This window comes from Dactylosporangium sp. NPDC051484, from assembly GCF_040689395.1.
In the GTDB taxonomy this organism is placed as follows: domain Bacteria; phylum Actinomycetota; class Actinomycetes; order Mycobacteriales; family Micromonosporaceae; genus Dactylosporangium.
Window position 1 is genome coordinate 59,771 of record NZ_JBFAZX010000030.1, and the last position, 15,568, is coordinate 75,338.

Here is a 15,568-nt window from a genome sequence, read left to right on the forward strand (position 1 = left end):
GTCCCTCACGACACAGGCTGGCGGCGGCCCGTCGCGGCGCCGAAGACCTCGAGCAGGCCCTCGACCGTCGCCGACCACGGGAACTGCTCGGCCACGGCCCGGGCGTCGGCCTGCCGGCGCTCCGCGGGCACGTCGAGCAGGGACTCCACGCCGTCGGCCAGGCCCTTGGGGGTGCCGTCGGTGACCCGCCCCGACTCCGGGCGTAGCAGCAGCTCCCCCGCCGCGCCCTTGCCCGGCACCACCACCGGCACGCCGCAGGCCAGCGACTCCAGGGTGGCCAGGCCGAAGGTCTCCGCCGGCGACGGCGACAGCGACACGTCGGCGCTCGCGACGAGGCCGGCCAGGCGCCGCCGGTCGGCGACGTGGCCGAGGAAGCGCACCGGCAGGCCGTCGGCGAGCCGCTCCAGCTTGCGCAGGTTGGGGCCGGTGCCGATGACGTCGAGGGTGGCCGGGATGCCGCGGCGGCGCAGCTCGCGCAGGGCCGCCACGGACAGATCGGGGTGCTTCTCCGTCGACAGCCGGCTCACGGTGACCAGCCGGACCTGCTCACCGCCGGTGCGCGCGACGGGGCGGAACGTGTCCAGGTCCACGCCCAGCGGGACCCGGTGCGTCTTGACCGGCTCGAAGGAACTGAACTCCGCCGCCGAGAACGCCGAGGTCAGCACGATGTGGTCGACCAGGCGGTGCAGCCGCCGGTTGATCGCCGTCGCGGCGGAGTCCAGCGGGAACCAGCGCGGCACGCGGGTGCGCAGGATCGCGTTGATGCGCTCGTGTGACACCAGCACCAGCGGTACCCCGCGGCTGCGAGCCCACGGCGAGAGCCAGCCGATGCTCAGCTTGTCGTTGGCCTCCAGCACGTCGGGGCCCACCATGTCGAGCAGCTGGCACACCTTGGTGCGGGCGGTGAGCACCCGGTAGCCGCCCGAGCCGGGCAGCAGTGGGCTGCGCACCGTGAGGTGCCGGCCGTCGGGCAGGACGATGTCGCGGTCCTCCGTGCCCGGGACCAGCGTGACGCGCTCGTGGCCCGCCGCGACGTATCCGCGGCCGGTCTGCTCCACGCAGGTGCGCAGGCCGCCCGACACCGGCGTGTAGAAGTTGGCGAGCTGGACGATCTTCACGATGCCGCCGCGTCGATGACGGCGCCGTAGGTGGTGGCGCGCGCGCCGGCCTTCAGCGCGCCCTCGATGGCCCGCAGCGTGTCGTCGCGCAGGCCGGGGCGGTGCAGGTCGTCGGGGTGCAGGGCGACGCGGACCAGGCCGCGGCGGCGGGCCGCCCAGGCCGCGCCGGCGCGCAGCACCGCGGAGCCGAGCCGCTCGCCCGTGCCGCCCGGGCGGTGTGACAGCGCGAAGCCGCGGCGGGCCATGCCGGCCCGGCCGGAGCGCAGATCCTTCACACCGAAATGATCCGTGGTGTACCGAAACCCGGCGTTCGCCAGCGCCCGCACCGCGCCCGGCGAGGCGAGCCAGCCCGGCGGCGTGAACCCGGTGGTGTGCAGCCCGAGGCGGTCGAGCACGGCCTTGGCGGCGTCGAGCCGCTCGGTCGCCTGCCGCTCGTCCAGCGCGGCGAACTCGGCCGCGCCGCGGGCCACGGCCCGGCCGACCGCCCGGCGCACGGCCCCGCCGTCCGGCCCGGCCCGGTGGCACCAGCCGTGCAGGACCAGCTCGTCGCCGTGGGCGGCGCGCTCGCGCAGCACCTCCGCGTAGCCGTCGTGCTCCGACAACTCCATGCCGCGCCACGGCCCGGGGATCACCAGCAGCGACACCGGGATGCCCAGCGCGTCGGCGTCGGCGCACCAGCGGGCGGTCTCGTCGGCGGTCGCCGGCGCCACGTCATGGACGCTCACCACCATCAACGGCCCACGTGCGCCACCGGAGTCCTCGCAAGACGGTTCCACACCCATCACCAACGCCCATCACACCAGGTCAAGGCGGCGCACAGCTGCCGAGTCGGGGTACCTGTCGCCGGACGGTAGCACGTGACGCACAACCGCCTGGGGCCTCGGGCACCCACCGCCGCCCAATGCGGCGCACGTCACGATCATATCGATGAACGACGCCCCACGCGGACCTGAACCACGCGTGTCCGTCCGGCGTGAACCGGTGTATTCCGCCCAGACTTCGTCAATGCTTGACATTTGTCGTCATTATAGCGAGACCTGCCGATACTGTGCCGCTATCCGCCATGCCGCGGGCGCCGCCGCCGGCCCGGCTCCGGCGTGAAATGGCTGGGTAAAATGGCCTGATCAGGCAAAATGGCCTGGCCACCAAGTCACCTGGAGAGCACTCATGACCGGCGAGGCCGAGTTCAGCCCGGTGCGGCGCTCTTCCGCCGCGTCGGAGGCGATGCGCAGCATCCAGGAGATGATCGTCGACGGGCGGCTCTCCCCCGGTGCACGCCTGCCCGCGGAGCGCGAGCTCAGCGAGTTGCTCGGCATCAGCCGGCCGACGTTGCGCGAGACGATCCGCTCCCTGGTCAGCATGAACATCCTGGAGAGCCGGCACGGCTCGGGCACGTTCGTCGCCGCGCTGGACACCGCGACCCTGCTCGAACCGTTGCAGTTCGTGATGGCGCTCAACGTCCGCACCGTCGACGAGCTCTTCGAGGCGCGGCTGCTGCTGGAGCCGGCCCTCGCCGCGCTGGCCGCCGCCCGGGCCGACGCCGCGCAGGTCGCCGCGATGCGCGCGACCCTGAGCGACCGGGACCGGGTGGCCGCGGACGTGACCCTGCATCGGCTCATCGCCGAGGCGGCCGGCAACACGCTGCTGTCCACGATGCTGCAGACGCTGTCGGCGCTGGGGCGCGCGAGCCGCGCGATGACCGCGTCGCGACCGGGCGTGCTGCGCCGCACCGCCACGGAGCACCAGGCGATCGTGGACGCGATCGACCGCCGCGACGCGGCCGCGGCCCGCGACGCGATGGCCGCGCACCTGACCCGCATCGCCACGGCGGCCCGCGGCCGGGCCGGGGCGGACGGGCGCGATCACTAGCCAAAATTGGCTTGACCACTTGACCACATCGGTCATACCTTTGCGACCATGAGATTCGCGCGCCTCGGCCCGGCCGGCTCGGAGCGACCCGTCGTGGTCGCTAACGACGGCACATACCTCGACCTGTCCGAACTCACCGGCGACATCGACGGCGCGTTCCTGGCCTCGGACGGGCCGCAGCGGGCCCGCGCGGCCCTGGACTCGCTGCCACGGCTGGAGGCGCCGGCCGGCACGCGGCTCGGCCCGCCGATCGCCCGGCCCGGCAAGATCGTGTGCATCGGCCTCAACTACGCCCGGCACGCCGCCGAGTCCGGCGCCGAGCCGCCCGCCGAGCCGGTCGTGTTCATGAAGGCCCCGGACACCGTCGTGGGCCCGGACGACGACGTGCTCATCCCGCGGGCCAGCGTCAAGACCGACTATGAGGTCGAGCTCGCGGTCGTCATCGGGACCGCCGCGCGGTATCTCGACAGCCCGAACGACGCCGCGGCGCACATCGCGGGATATGCCATCAGCAACGACGTCTCCGAGCGCGAGTTCCAGCTCGAGCGCGGCGGCCAGTGGGACAAGGGCAAGAACTGCGAGACCTTCAACCCGCTCGGCCCCTGGCTGGTCACGCCCGACGAGCTGGACGTCCCGGCGCTGCGCCTACGCTCATGGGTCAACGGCGAGCTGCGCCAGAACGAGCTCGCCGCCGACATGATCTTCAACGTGCCGCACCTGATCTGGTACCTCAGCCAGTTCATGGCCCTGCACCCCGGCGACGTGGTGAACACGGGCACCCCGGCGGGCGTCGCGATGGGCCTGCCCGGCCAGCCGTATCTGCGCGCCGGCGACGTGGTCGAGCTGGAGATCGATGGCCTGGGCCGCCAGCGCCAGCGCTTCGCCTGAGGCCTGACGGCCGTCCCCGGCCGGCGGTCCGGGGACGGCCTCGCAGCGCCGCGGCGTCACACCGCCGCGACGGTTGCCGCCGCGTCGACCAGGCCCGCCCCGCAGCCGCCACCGCAGCTGCCGGGAATGGGCCGGGCGTGACCCTGCAGCGCGGTGAGCACCTGCGATGGCGTCAGGCCTGGGTTCTTGCTCAGCATCAGGGCCACGAGGCCCGCTACGTGAGGCGCCGCCATGCTGGTGCCCATGTAGGTCGAGTAGATCGGGCTGCCCGGCGTGGTCGCGCCGTCGTTCAGCGTGGACAGGATGCCGTCCTGTGGTGTCGAGCGGGTGCCCGGTGGGTCGGTCTCGAGCCGGACCTCGCCGCCGGGAGCGGACACCTCGACGGTCGCGCCGAAGTTGGAGTAGAAAGCGCGATTGCCGGCGCGGTCGAGCGCCGCCACGGTCACCACGCCGGCGCAGTTCGCCGGCGTGAACCCCGACGCGTCGGCGTTGGAGTTGCCCGCGGCCACGACGACGGTGGTGCCGCGGCTGTTGGCGGAACTGATCGCCCGGCGATACGTCTGCGAGCACGCGCCACTGCCGCCGAGGCTGAGGTTGATGACCTTGGCCGGGTTGGCGTTGGCGGGCACTCCGGCAACCGAACCGCCCGAGGCCCAGACGATCGCATCCGCGATGTCCGAGCTCGTCCCGCCGCACTTGCCGAGCACCCGGACGGGCAGCACCTTGGCGTTGTAGGCGACTCCGGCCACGCCGACGCCGTTGTTGCCGATGGCCGCCACGGTGCCGGCTACGTGCGTGCCGTGCCAGCTGGAGTTGCTGCCGGTCGCCTGGCCGCACTCTCCCGCCGCGTACCAGTCGCCCTCGTCCTGGGGGTTGGAGTCGCGGCCGTTGCCGTCACGGGCGGTGGCCGAGCTGCTGATGAAGTCGTATCCGGGCAGCCAGTGCGCGTCGAGGTCCGGATGCGACGTCTTGCCGGTGTCGAGGACCGCCACCACGACGCCCGTGCCCGTGGCGAGGTCCCACGCGCCCGGCAGGTTCATGCCGCCGGTCGGCTCGTAGTAGTCCCACTGCTGCGGGTAGTTGGGGTCGTTCGGGGTGGACATCGCGTGCATCAGCGTGTCCGGCTCCGCGTATTCCACCTCCCCGCGCGCCTGTAGCGCGGCCAGGAGTCCCGCCGCGCGACGGTTGACCGTGACGACGTGGGCGCCGACGGCGAGCTGACGCTGGTCGCTCAGCGTCACGCCGAGCCTGGCCCCGACGGCCCGTAGCGCCTGTCCGCGATCCGCGCCGGCCTTGAACTGCACGATGAACTGCTCGGACTGGCCGTCGATCGAGACCGCCTCAGCCCCGGCCGGCGCCTGTGCCCCGGCCGGCACCGGCCCGGCAAACGTCGCCGCGGCAAGTGCTGTGGCACCCGCGACGAACACCATGACACGCGAACGTTTCAATTGGCGCCTCCTTGTCGGCCAATGGCGTGTGACATGGAGATTACCGTCAGTCATATCGAAAAAACAACGTACATCAATGCCGTACACGCGGAGATCTTCCGGGGAAACCGGCGGCCCGACGGAGGGTGTTCGCCAAGTGGCGCGCCGGGCGGAGCGCGGCGAACACGTCGGCGCGCGTGACCTCGCGGGCGCGCCGCCGGTTCACGCGGTGGCGGGCGGGCCGAGGACAGCGTCGAGGAGCAGGGCGATGGCGCGGTCGGCGGTGGCGGTGGCCGGGGTGACGGCGTACTCCGCGGCCTCGACCGCGCCCGCCAGCATCGCCCCTCGTCGTGGACACCGTCGATCCGCTGTACTACGACGCCAATGCCTCCGGCGGCTTGGTCACCATCGCCGGTGGCTCCCATGTGGACCTGCCGATCCGATGAAGGGGCGCGGGGGCGGGCCACCGGTCTGACGCCCGCCCCGTCCCGTCAGCGGTGCGGCCGGCTCGCGCGCTGAGCCGCGCGGCGCAGGGCGGCCAGCGACGCCTCGATGTCGGCGTCGTCGGTCGACCAGTTGCTCACCGAGACGCGCAGGACGGCCCTGCCGCGCCAGCGGGAGCCGGACATCCATGCGCTGCCGTCCTCCAGCAGCGCCCGGGTCACCGCGGCCGTGCGCTCGTCGTCGCCGAACGCGGCGCACACCTGGGTGAACACGACGTCGTTGAGCACCTCGGCGCCGTCGATCGCGGCGATGCCCTCGGCCATCGCGCGGGCATTGCGGACCAGGCCGTCGACCAGGCCGGCGACGCCGCTGCGGCCCAGCGATCGCAGCGCGGCCCACACCGGCACGCCACGGGCCCGCCTGGACAGCTCCGGCACCTTCTCGAAGGGGTCGGCGGGGCCGCCGGGCCCGGCCGGCTCGATGAGATAGCTGGCGTGCACGCCCATCGCCGCGCGCAACGCACCCGGGTCGGCGACGACGACAACGCCGCAGTCGTACGGCACGTTCAGCGTCTTGTGCGCGTCCGTCGCCCACGAGTCGGCGCCGGCCAGGCCGGGCACCAGGTGCCGCAGGCCCGGCGACGCGGCCGCCCACAGCCCGAACGCGCCGTCGACATGCACCCAGGCGCCGTGGCGGTGGGCGATCCGGGCCGCCTCGCCGATCGGGTCGAAGGCTCCACTGTGGACGTTGCCGGCCTGCAGGCACACGATGGCCGGCCCGTCCCCGCCGGCCTCGAGCGCCTCGGCGAGCGCGTCGAGCCGGATGCGGCCCTGCTCATCGGCGGCGACCGCGGTCGGGGCGCCGAGCCCGAGGTGCCGCAGCGCGAGATCGAGCGTTTCGTGGCGCTCCTCGCCGACCAGAACCCGGATGCGCGGCGCCCCGAAGAGCCCGTCGGCGTCGAGGTTCCAGCCGACCCGGGCGAGCACGTGGCGGCGGGCGGCGGCCAGCCCGGTGAAGTTGGCCACGGTGGCCCCGGTGACGAACCCGACGTCGGCGCCGGCGGGCAGGCCCAGCAGGTCGACGATCCAGGCGCCGGCCGCCTCCTCCAACGCGGCGACGGCCGGCGTCGGGTACCGCATCGCGGCGTTCTGGTCCCAGGCGCTCACGAGCCAGTCGGCGCCGAGCGCCGCGGGCAGGGTGCCGCCGATGACCCAGCCGTAGAACCGCCCGGACGGCATCGCCATGAGCCCGGGCTCGGCCGAGCGGGCCAGCAGGTCGATCACCTCGGCGGGGTCGGCCGGGCCGTCGGGCAGCGGACCGCCGAACACCGGGGCGAGCCCGTCGGCGTCGGTCCGCGGCGGGACGGGGCGGTCCGGCAGCGAGCCCAGCCAGGCCCGGGCGTGCGCGCCGGCCATGTCCAGCGCCGCATCGTACGCATCTTCACTCGCGCTCATGCCCTTACTGTGCGCCCCGTCGCCGGGCGCGCGTCCAGGGCCAACGGTGATCGACTGGACTGCGTATGATGGCGGGAGCGTCGCGGTGTACCCGGCTCAGAGACCGCCGAGGGCATGGAGGCGCGCAACCCTTCCGGGAATCCCACGTTGGACGAGTTCACCACGCCGCGCCTGCAGGCGCTCGGCAACCAGCTCATCGAGATTCACCAACAGTTGCGGGCGTTGCTGGCCGACGCTGCCGACATTTCAGACATTTCGCGAGATTTCAAGAGTCACTGCCTGGCGTTCTGTTCGGCGCTCGACCGGCACCACACCGGCGAGGAGCGCGGCATGTTCCGGGTGCTGGCCGAGCGCTACCCCGAGCTGCGGCCGGTGGTCGAGGAGCTGCGGCGCGACCACGAGCAGATCGCGGAGCTGCTGCGCCGGGTCGCGGCCGCACCGACCCGCGCGGAGCTCGACGGCCTCGCCGCGGTGATGGAGTCGCACTTCGCCTTCGAGGAGCGCCGCCTCGTCGACGCCCTCAACGCGCTGACCTGATCGTGCTCGCCTGCAGGGCCAGCTGCAGGGCCAGGCGCTCGTCCGGGTCGTCCAGCGCGTCGCCGAAGAGGTCCCGCAGGCGACGCAGGCGGTAGCGGACCGTCTGCGGGTGGGTGTGCAGGGCCCGCGCGGCCGGGATCACCTGGCCCTGGGCGCGCAGCCAGGCGTGCAGGGTCTGCGCCAGCGGGCGGCGCGACGCCGGCGACAGGGCCGCCAGCGGGGCCAGCGCCCGGTCGGCCAGGCGGTCGGCGACGCCCGGCTCCCAGGACAGCAGCAGCGCTACGAGGTGCTCGTCGCAGTCGGCCACGCCGTCGGGGAGGCGGGACGCCTGCTGCAGCTCCAGGGCCTTGCGGGAGATGCGGTACGAGCGGCGGGCCTCGCGCAGCGGCACGAGCGGGCCGACTGCGGCGCGGCGCCCGGCCAGCGCGCGGTCCAGCGTGGACGCCGCGGGGCGCAGCAGGCGGGTCGCGCCGTCGATCACGGTGGCGATCGCGCCGCCGCCGGCCGCCCGGGCCAGGTGCTCCGCGTCGGTGCCCTCGACGCTGACCGCGCACAGCTGGGCGGGCAGCGGCCAGCGGGCCGCCTCGGCGGCGGCGTGCAGCGCGGCGTCGGCGGGCGGGTCGGGCTGCACGAGGAGGGTGATGAGCCGCCGGCGCACCTGGGCCCAGTCGTGCGCGGCGTCGCGCTGCTCGTCGAGGTAGCCCTCGGCCGCGGCGCCGGCGAGGGCGTCCACGTAGCCGAACAGGGCGGCGGCGATGACGTACAGCTCGGCCGGCGGCACCGGGCCGGGCCGCTCGACCAGGGCGGCCCAGAAGGTCTGGGCACCGACGGTGAGGATCGAGCGCAGGGCGTCGACGCGGTGGCCTTCGCGGTACTCGGTGCGGCCCAGCTCGGCGAAGACGGCGAGGGTGGGGCCGAGCTCGGCGCCGGAGGTGAAGGTCGCCACGGCGGTCTCGACGCCGAGGGTCAGGCCGTGCCCCTGGCCGCCCGAGAGCGAGCGGCCCTGTCCGCGCATCGCGGCGCGGACGGCCGCGAGGACGCGCTCCTGCAGCAGCGGATGCAGGTCTTGAAGATGCTGCGGGAGCCCGGCTTTTGTCACCGGGGTGACAAAGTCCGCCGGAGTTTGTGTCTCGGGCACCAACGATTTTGGCATACGCGTACCTAGCCTGGTTGGGTGGATGCGGATGTGATCGTTGTCGGGGCGGGCCTGGCGGGGCTGGTGGCCGCGGCCGAGGTGGCCGACGCGGGCAAGCGGGTGATCCTGCTGGACCAGGAGCCCGAGCAGAGCCTCGGCGGGCAGGCGTTCTGGTCGTTCGGCGGGCTGTTCCTGGTCGACTCGCCGGAGCAGCGCCGGATGGGCATCCGCGACTCGGTTGAGCTGGCCTGGCAGGACTGGCTGGGCAGCGCGGGGTTCGACCGGCCGGAGGACGAGTGGCCGCGCCGCTGGGCCGAGGCCTACGTGCACTTCGCCGCGGGCGAGAAGCGGGCCTGGCTGCGCGCCATGGGACACCGGCTGTTCCCGGTGGTCGGGTGGGCCGAGCGCGGCGGCGGGCCGGCCGATGGCCACGGCAACTCGGTGCCCCGCTTCCACATCACGTGGGGCACCGGGCCGGGTGTCATCGAGCCGTTCGTACGCCGGGTGCGCGCGAGCGACCGTGTACAGCTGCGCTTCCGCCACCGCGTCGACGCGCTGCTACCGGGCGGCGTGGTGCGCGGCACCATCCTGGAGCCCAGCACCGTCCTTCGTGGACAGCCGAGCTCACGCACCGCGGCCGGCGAGTTCGAGCTCTCCGCGCAGGCCGTCATCGTCACCTCCGGCGGCATCGGCGGCGACCACGACCTGGTCCGCAAGGCGTGGCCGGCCCGACTGGGCGCCCCGCCGCGGCGCATGGTCGCCGGGGTGCCCGCCCACGTCGACGGCCGGATGCTCGCCATCACCGAGACGGCCGGCGGGCGGGTCATCAACCCCGACCGGATGTGGCACTACACCGAGGGCCTGCGCAACTGGGACCCGGTCTGGCCCAACCACGGCATCCGCATCCTGCCCGGCCCGTCGTCGCTGTGGCTGGACGCGACCGGCCGGCGCCTGCCGGGGCCGTGCTTCCCGGGCTTCGACACGCTGAGCACCCTGCGGCATCTCATGGCCACCGGGTACGACCACAGCTGGTTCATCCTGACCCAGAAGATCATCGAGAAGGAGTTCGCGCTGTCGGGCTCCGAGCAGAACCCAGACCTCACCAACCGCAGCGTCCGGCAGGTGTTGCAGCGGGTGAAGAAGGGCGCGCCGGGGCCGGTCGAGGCGTTCAAGCAACACGGCTCGGACTTCGTCGTCGCGGCCACGCTGGACGATCTGGTGGCCGGGATGCAGCGGCTCGAGCCCGATGTTCCGCTGGACCTCGCCGCGATCCGCGGCACCGTCGAGGCCCGCGACCGCGAACTGGCCAACACGTTCACCAAGGACGCGCAGATCACGGCGATCCGCGGTGCCCGGTCGTACCGCGGCGACAAGCTCATCCGCGTCGCCACCCCGCACCGCCTGCTGGACCCGAAGGCGGGCCCACTGATCGCGGTACGCCTGAACATCCTGACCCGCAAGACCCTCGGCGGCCTGGAGACGGACCTGTCGGGCCGCGTGCTGCGCGCCGACGGCAGCCCCCTGCCGGGCGTCTACGCGGCCGGCGAGGTGGCCGGCTTCGGCGGCGGGGGCATGCACGGGTACAACTCGCTGGAGGGCACGTTCCTGGGCGGCTGCCTGTTCTCGGGTCGCACCGCCGGCCGCGCCGCGGCCGCCGCCGTCTAGCGCTGCTTCCCGGCCTCGGTCTTTCGTCAACTGGTGATCACGGCTCTCCGGAGGCGTTCGGGCGCGTTGCGACAACCCTCACTCGACAGGTGCCTTCCGCCGGGATGGACAAGACCCTCAGCAAGTCCTGTCTTCCCGGCACAGAAGGCACCTGTTCCCCTTTGATCCACACCGTGGGCAGCCCCGGCTAAGGGCCGGGGCTAACCCTGGGCCGGCGGGAAGAGCTGCACGAACACGGCCGATGCGAGCAGCAGGGTGGCGAGCATCCAAAAGGCGGCAGTGGCCCCGAACGCGCCTGCCGCCAGGCCCGCCAGGACCGGGATGAGGATGAGCGCGAGTCGATTTCCGGCAAGCCGGACCGACAGCGTGTATCCGATCATTCGTGCTGGTGTCATTTTGACGAGCGAAGAGATGGAAAGAGGCTGCCCAAAGCCGAGGAAGAGCCCAGACACGATCATGGCGAAGAAGGCGAAGAGGAGCGAATTCATCGATGCAAGGCCCAGCGTGAGCGCGCCCGGGATCCCGACGCTCAGCATCATCAGTCGAACTCGGCCGACCCGCGCGACCGAAATTCGGGTACCGATTCGTGCGAGGAAAGACGCGAATGCCCTTGCCGCCAACAGTGATCCGACGACAGATGGGGACCAGCCGTGGAGTCGTCCAAGCAACGGCAGGTACACGGTGATGACATCAATGTAGGTTACGGTGATCATGCTCAGGTAGAGGGTCGAGGCGGTCCTCGCATTTCCGACAACCTCCCAGAGACGTGCCTTCGGGCTTGCAACACGTCGCGGTTCGTCCTGGCGGCGTATTCGAACGGCTAGCAGGGGGGCGACAGCGATGAGCGCGGCGACCGCGCACACGCTCAGCGCGAGGGTCGAGGCGCCGACCAGTCCTGACCCGGCGTGGAGCGAGAGGAGCAACCCGCCGACGAGTGGACCGGCCATCTGACTGAGGGAATGCGACGCCGTCATGATGCCGAAGCTGAAGTCGCGATCCAATCCCAGTCGCGCGATCGAGGCCTCGGTACCATTGATGACTCCCACGTGACCGAGGCCGATGATGGCGTTGGAGACGAGGAGGGCAGGGATGGTCTCCGACTGCCCCATCGCAAGTAACCCCGCAGCGATCACCCCGAGACTTACTCCCGCGATCGGAGTCGACAACCCTCGGTCAGTGAGTCTGCCTATCCGGAAGATGACAAGCAGCGGTAACAGCGCGAAGGCGGCGCTGACAGCCCCTAGGATATCGCCACCCATACCGAGGCCGACGATGCGGTACGCCGTGACGAACTTGGCGACATTGACCGCTGTCGTACCAATGAAAACGGTCGCGATAAGGGCCCACAAGCGTCGGCGTTCCATCTTGCGGTTCCCGCTGGAGCCGAGGCTCACCTGGCCCTGGCTAGGACCGATTCGTCGATCCCGAACGTGCGCGGGTCAAGCTTCGGGCGACTGCCGTGCAGGAGGTCCGCGACGATGTCCGCCGACCCGGCAGCCATCGTCCATCCCAGGTTCCCGTGACCGGTGTTGAGGATGACATTCGGGTGCTTGCGAGCGTGGCCAATCAACGGCAACTCGTTGGACGTCACCGGGCGCAGCCCGATCTTCATCTCCGCGGCCTCCCAGTCGAAACTCTCGGGGAACAGCTCGCCTCCGGATTGGAAGATCGACCGGGAGCTCTTTGAAGAAATGGAAAGGTCATAACCCGTGAAGTCTGCCGTCCCGGTCATTCTGATCGAATCACCGAAACGCGACCAAGCGACCAGTCGCCCTTCATCAATGCCACTGATGCGCGGCGCGAGGCCCTGCGTTCGCACGGGCGCGTTCAGTGTGTAGCCCTTGACCGGGTAGATGGGTAGCGACAGACCCAAGGTCCTTCCCACCGCGCGGCTATGGACCCCGAGGCAGAGGAGGTAGGCGTCACCACGGAAAACGCCCTTGTTCGTGCGGACCCCTCGGACAGTGCCGCGCTCGACCTCGAATCCGGTCACCGTCGTGCCAAGCTCGAACTCGACCCCCAGGTCCTTCGCCTTGGCCGCGAGAGCGTTGGCGAACATCGACGAGTCACCGCTCATAGCGGACGCACTGTAGATGGCGCCGGCAATCTTGTCCCTCACGGGACCGAGTGAAGGCTCGAGTTTGGCGCACTGGTCCGCGTCGAGGTATTCCTGCGGCTCGCCGAACTCCTTCAGAATGGACAGCCGGGCGATGCCGCGCTCGAGTGCCTCCTGAGTTCGGTGCAGGAAGAGCGCCCCTGCCTTGTTCTGGTGGAACTCGAGCCCGTTGTCGGCGACGACCCGGTCGAGCACCTCACGACTGTGCTGGCTCAACTTGAGGCGGCGCACCGTGTTCAGCTGCGAGCGTGGCGTCGTGCAGTTGGAAAGAAACCGCATGCCCCAGCGGTAGAGGGCCAGGTCGGGCTTCCAGTGCATCCGCATCGACGTGTCCTGGCCCAGCAGCGATCGCACGAGCGTCTTCGGCGCGGCCGGCGATGCCCAGGTGAAGGCGTGCCCGGGCGCGATCAGTCCGGCGTTGACGTCGCTGGTCTCCTGCGCGAGAGCGTCGCGCCGCTCGATCAGGACGACGTCGTCGCCACGCTCGGCGAGCATGTAGGCGGCGGTGACGCCAATGACGCCACCGCCAAGAACAACGATCCTCACCGCTGGGTCCCGCGCGCGCTGACCGCGAGCCGCCCGGAAGGTTCGCCGATGATGCCTCGCTCGCGCTCATACACGGTCTGACCGTGCAGGATCGTCTGCACGGGAACCCCCTTGACGGTCCTGCCGTCGTACGGGGTCCACCCGCACTTGCTCAGCACCTCGGAGTTGTTGATGACGACCTCGCGGTTGAGGTCGACAAGGACGATGTCGGCGTCGGATCCAGGCGTCAAGGATCCCTTCGTGTCCAGCCGGAATGCCCTGGCGGGCGTTGTCGACGTCGCCTGGATGACTCGGTTGATCGAGATCTTGCCCTCCGCGGCGGCGTTGAGCAGCAGGCTCAGATAGAACTGCGTCGACGGCGTGCCGGTATGCGCCTTCCACCCGTCGGTCCAGCCGGGCTCCTTGTCCTCCCTGGTATGCGGCGCGTGGTCGGTGGAGACGATGTCGATGATGCCCTCGTTGAGGCCGTCCCACAGGGCCGGGTGGTGCTTCTCCGGGATCCAGTACGACAGGGCGTACGAACCCATCCGCTCGATGTTCTCCCAGTCGACCCCGAGGAACAGTGCCCACGGATTGATCTCCGCCGTCACACGCTGACCACGCGCCTTGGCCTGCGCGATCATCTCGACCGTGCGCTCCGTCTGCACATGCAGGAGGTGCAGGTGCACTCCCGTGGCCTCCTGCATGCGCAGCAGCAGGGCGATCGCCGTATCCCACGCGATGCCGTCGTAGGCCGCGTACGCCTTCGCATAGGCGCGCGCGTCGCGCTCGCCGCGATCCCACAGCTCGTGCTCGATGTGGTCCATGAGCGCCTGCTCGTGCGGGTGCACCATGAGCGGCACCCCGATGGCGGCGCACTGCTGCATGATGCTGAACAGCTGACCGCTGTCGTGCACGCCGATACCGGGCATGTGCGGGTAGTCGCGTCCGGTGTCGGTGACCATGAACACCTTGAACGCCGAGATGCCCGTCGCGGCCATCGCCTCCAGCTCGCCGGGAACCGTGGGCGACGGGTTGATGTGGTAGTCGACGAACGCCCGCCCGACGTAGCGCTGCAGAATGTCGTCGAGGATCTTCGCGGTCGTCGGCGGCGGGCTGATGTTCGGCATCCCCAGGGTCGTGGTGACGCCGCCGGCGGCAGCGGCCCGGGTGACCGTGTCGATGTCTTCCTTGTACTCGAATCCGGGTTCTCGGTGGTGGCTGTGCACGTCGACGAGTCCGGGGATTACCGCGAGTCCGCTCGCGTCGATCACCCGCGCCGCGGCCGGCTCGGTGCCGGGTGTGTAGATGCCCGCGACCTTGCCATCCTTCAGCCCGACAGAAAGCTTGATGCTCTGTTGTTCGTCGATCACCGTGCCACCGGTGATGACCGCATCCAGACTCATGTGCGTACCAATCCTCATTGCCGTTGTGATACGCCCGGTCCAGCGCCGGGGTCTGAGCGTCAGACTAATGGCGAGTGAGGCGCGCACACGGCTCCCGGATGATAGTTGGTTGTCACCGCCTGATAATCAATTCCTATCAGGGCTTCCGCCCTCGGTCAGCGTCCTGCGGTCTAGCCTGCTACCGCTACACGACCATCAGAATCGCGTACTGAAAGGTACCGAGAGCCGAGGACGGCGGAAACAGTCATGCCAGCACAACCGCACACCTACATCGGGAAATACCCCTTCTACGGTCACGACATGGGGATCGTCCTGCTCGACATCAAGATCCCGCGCCCGAGCGGCGACATCGGCAACGCCCGTTCGTTCGCGTACCCCGTCGACTACGAGGTCGCCGCGGGAGCGACGGGGAAGGACATGCACACCGACCCCAACGAACGCGTGATGCGCTCGGTGCTCGACGCGGCGCAACGCCTGGTCGCCAGGGGGGTCAAGGCGCTCGCGACCAGCTGCGGACTGCTCGCGGTCTATCACGACAAGGTCGTGGCGGAGCTCGGCGTGCCGATGGTCACCTCAAGCCTGCTGCAGATCCCCCTCGCCCTGCGCGTCATCTCGCCCGGGAAGAAGATCGGCGTCGTCACCGTCGACTCCAAGGCCCTCACCCCCGCGCACTTCACCGGCGTCGGCGTGTCGGATCAGGACATGCGGCGCGTCGTGATCGCCGGGATGGAGCACACCGACGCCTTCTTCCCGGCTATCACCCGCAACGGACAGGAGTTGGACGTCGACCGGGCGCGCCAGGACGTGCTCGACGTCACGGCGCAGCTGCTGGAGCGTGAGCCCGACATCGGCGGACTCGTGCTGGAGTGCACGAACCTGTGCGTCTACTCGGACGCGCTGCGCGAGGCCTTCGGCCTGCCGGTGTGGGATGCCGTCGGCCTGGTCGACTGGCTCACCGCGAGCGTGTCGAGCTAGGCGAAAGGG

13 protein-coding genes are annotated in these 15,568 nt (G+C 71.0%); 5 read left to right on the plus strand and 8 right to left on the minus strand.

Annotation, left to right across the window (positions count from 1 at the left end; translation table 11 throughout):
- Nucleotides 1-5 precede the first annotated feature (5 nt).
- Together AB0367_RS32250 and AB0367_RS32255 are read right to left on the minus strand one after the other, a co-directional pair.
- Nucleotides 6-1,118 (minus strand): glycosyltransferase, encoded by a 1,113-nt coding sequence (locus AB0367_RS32250; RefSeq protein WP_366230255.1) that lies wholly within the window; start codon nucleotides 1,116-1,118, stop codon nucleotides 6-8.
- The gene (locus AB0367_RS32255; protein WP_366230256.1) at nucleotides 1,115-1,843 is read right to left on the minus strand and encodes a polysaccharide deacetylase family protein; all 729 of its coding nucleotides are present in this window, start codon (nucleotides 1,841-1,843) and stop codon (nucleotides 1,115-1,117) included. Before AB0367_RS32255 ends, AB0367_RS32250 begins: the two co-directional genes overlap by 4 nt.
- 442 nt (nucleotides 1,844-2,285) lie before the next feature.
- Here AB0367_RS32255 and AB0367_RS32260 point away from each other — a divergent pair, with 442 nt between their 5' ends.
- Both AB0367_RS32260 and AB0367_RS32265 read left to right on the plus strand, forming a co-directional pair.
- Entirely contained in the window at nucleotides 2,286-2,987 is a 702-nt protein-coding gene (locus tag AB0367_RS32260; RefSeq protein WP_366230257.1) for an FCD domain-containing protein, read from the plus strand.
- 48 nt (nucleotides 2,988-3,035) lie between these two features.
- Nucleotides 3,036-3,875 (plus strand): fumarylacetoacetate hydrolase family protein, encoded by an 840-nt coding sequence (locus AB0367_RS32265; RefSeq protein WP_366230258.1) that lies wholly within the window; start codon nucleotides 3,036-3,038, stop codon nucleotides 3,873-3,875.
- Nucleotides 3,876-3,931: 56 nt separating this feature from the next.
- On the opposite strand, the gene AB0367_RS32270 is transcribed toward AB0367_RS32265, so the two are convergent.
- Both AB0367_RS32270 and AB0367_RS32275 read right to left on the minus strand, forming a co-directional pair.
- Nucleotides 3,932-5,323 (minus strand): S8 family peptidase, encoded by a 1,392-nt coding sequence (locus AB0367_RS32270; RefSeq protein WP_366230259.1) that lies wholly within the window; start codon nucleotides 5,321-5,323, stop codon nucleotides 3,932-3,934.
- Nucleotides 5,324-5,793: 470 nt separating this feature from the next.
- Entirely contained in the window at nucleotides 5,794-7,200 is a 1,407-nt protein-coding gene (locus AB0367_RS32275; protein WP_366230260.1) for an aminotransferase class V-fold PLP-dependent enzyme, read from the minus strand.
- Nucleotides 7,201-7,347: 147 nt separating this feature from the next.
- On the opposite strand from AB0367_RS32275, the gene AB0367_RS32280 reads away from it, so the two are divergent.
- Nucleotides 7,348-7,737 (plus strand): hemerythrin domain-containing protein, encoded by a 390-nt coding sequence (locus AB0367_RS32280; RefSeq protein ID WP_366230261.1) that lies wholly within the window; start codon nucleotides 7,348-7,350, stop codon nucleotides 7,735-7,737.
- Here the strand turns inward: AB0367_RS32280 and AB0367_RS32285 are convergent.
- Nucleotides 7,721-8,836, minus strand: a complete 1,116-nt coding sequence (locus AB0367_RS32285) for a helix-turn-helix domain-containing protein (RefSeq protein WP_366230262.1) — start codon at nucleotides 8,834-8,836, stop codon at nucleotides 7,721-7,723. The two genes, AB0367_RS32280 and AB0367_RS32285, sit on opposite strands and share 17 nt — an antisense overlap.
- Nucleotides 8,837-8,911: 75 nt before the next feature.
- Between AB0367_RS32285 and AB0367_RS32290 the strand changes: the two genes are divergently transcribed.
- On the plus strand, nucleotides 8,912-10,537 hold the full coding sequence (locus AB0367_RS32290) for an FAD-binding dehydrogenase (protein ID WP_366230263.1): 1,626 nt from the start codon (nucleotides 8,912-8,914) through the stop codon (nucleotides 10,535-10,537).
- 200 nt (nucleotides 10,538-10,737) lie between these two features.
- Here AB0367_RS32290 and AB0367_RS32295 read toward each other — a convergent pair whose 3' ends face one another.
- From AB0367_RS32295 to AB0367_RS32305, 3 genes are read right to left on the minus strand one after another with little or no spacing between them, the layout of a single operon-like run.
- Complete coding sequence (locus tag AB0367_RS32295; protein ID WP_366230264.1) at nucleotides 10,738-11,931, minus strand: MFS transporter; 1,194 nt, start codon at nucleotides 11,929-11,931, stop codon at nucleotides 10,738-10,740.
- Nucleotides 11,928-13,199: a D-amino acid dehydrogenase gene (locus AB0367_RS32300; protein ID WP_366230265.1), complete on the minus strand. Its 1,272-nt coding sequence runs from the start codon at nucleotides 13,197-13,199 to the stop codon at nucleotides 11,928-11,930. Before AB0367_RS32300 ends, AB0367_RS32295 begins: the two co-directional genes overlap by 4 nt.
- Nucleotides 13,196-14,671 (minus strand): dihydroorotase family protein, encoded by a 1,476-nt coding sequence (locus tag AB0367_RS32305; RefSeq protein WP_366230266.1) that lies wholly within the window; start codon nucleotides 14,669-14,671, stop codon nucleotides 13,196-13,198. Before AB0367_RS32305 ends, AB0367_RS32300 begins: the two co-directional genes overlap by 4 nt.
- A gap of 159 nt (nucleotides 14,672-14,830) precedes the next feature.
- On the opposite strand from AB0367_RS32305, the gene AB0367_RS32310 reads away from it, so the two are divergent.
- Nucleotides 14,831-15,559: an aspartate/glutamate racemase family protein gene (locus tag AB0367_RS32310; RefSeq protein ID WP_366230267.1), complete on the plus strand. Its 729-nt coding sequence runs from the start codon at nucleotides 14,831-14,833 to the stop codon at nucleotides 15,557-15,559.
- Nucleotides 15,560-15,568: the final 9 nt, after the last annotated feature.